The following is a 1,318-nucleotide window of genomic DNA, read 5'->3' as shown; positions in this document are numbered from 1 at the left end:
GGGGGCTCGCCCCGATGTGTGGACACGGGCTGTTATGCGACGAGCAGCACCTTATCGGTAGTTTGCTGCTCGTAGTCGATCGGGCTGAGGTAGCCGAGGGTGGAGTGTCTCCTTCGAGTGTTGTAGCGGATGATCCACTTGAAGACGGCCAGGCGGGCCTCACGCGCCGAGGACCAGCGCTTGGCGCCCTGCAGCGTTTCGCGTTTGAGGGTGGCGTTGAACGCCTCCGCCGCGGCGTTGTCAGCGCTGGTGCCGACGGCTCCCATGGACTGGCGCACACCGAGCTCGGCACAGACCTTGGCGAACTCGGCCGAGGTGTACTGGGCCCCATGATCGGCATGGAAGATCGCGCCGTCCAGACCGCCCCGTGTCGCAGCGGCCGCGCGCAGCGCGTCACTCACCAGCTCAGTGCGCATGTGATCGGCGATCGACCAGCCCGCCAGCCGCCGCGAACCCAGATCCAGCACAGTCGCCAGATACAGGAACCGGCCCTCACCGACGGGCAGGTACGTGATGTCGCCGACATAGCGCCGGTTCGGGGCCGGCGCGGTGAAGTCCCGCTTGATCAGGTCGGGCACCTTGTGATGCGAGGGTTCCGGCACCGTGGTGCGCACCTTCTTACGCAGGTGCAGCCCGACAATGCCGGAACGGCGCATCACCCGCGCGACCCGCTTGTGGTTGACCCTGCGGCCCCGAGCGCGCAGCTCGGCGGTGATGCGCGGACTGCCGTAGGTGCCGTCGAACTCCCCATGGATCTGCCTGATCTCCGCGGCGAGTGCGGCATCGGCCGCGGCCCGCTCCGCCCGGGCCGGCGCGGCCTTGCGCCACCGATAGAAGCCCGAGCGCGACACCTTCAGGACCCGGCACAGCCGCTTCACGCCGAAGGCGCCCGCGTGGTCGTCGACGAACTCGAAGCGGCTCACCAGTTCGTCTCTCCGGCGAAATACTTCGCCGCCCGGCGCAGGATGTCGCGCTCCATCTCCAGCTCCCGGATCCGTGCCTTGAGCTGCTTGTTCTCCTCTTCCAGCACGTCGTCGGACGATAGCGGGCCCCGCGCCGGCCGCTTGTGCGGGCCCCGCTTCTTCGCGCCCGCGGTGCCCTCCGCCTGGGCCTGACGCACCCAGTTACGCAGCGTCTCCCGGCTGATCCCCAGGTCCTCGGCCACCGAGGCCAGCGTCCGTCCCGGATCGGATAGATACAACGCGACGGCGTCCGCCTTGAACTCCGGCGGATACGACTTCATCGCCACGTGGAACTCCTTGTCTCCGGATCTCCATCATCCGGTACTCAAGGTGTCCACACATCGGGGGCAGGGGCC

At 68.2% G+C, this 1,318-nt stretch carries 1 protein-coding gene; it reads right to left on the bottom strand.

What is annotated here, in order from left to right:
- Window positions 1-32 precede the first annotated feature (32 nt).
- Window positions 33-1,249, bottom strand: a protein-coding gene (locus tag ID574_RS59215) for an IS3 family transposase (RefSeq protein WP_442939474.1) whose coding sequence is annotated in 2 segments (ribosomal slippage) — window positions 33-940 and window positions 940-1,249 — 1,218 coding nt in all. Because the reading frame shifts where the segments join, the coding sequence is not laid out codon by codon here.
- Between the last annotated feature and the right edge of the window lie 69 nt (window positions 1,250-1,318).

Source organism: Nonomuraea sp. SYSU D8015, from assembly GCF_008065375.1.
Lineage (GTDB): Bacteria > Actinomycetota > Actinomycetes > Streptosporangiales > Streptosporangiaceae > Nonomuraea.
Note: the sequence above shows the minus strand (reverse complement) of the source record. Positions and strands in the feature narration are given on the sequence as shown.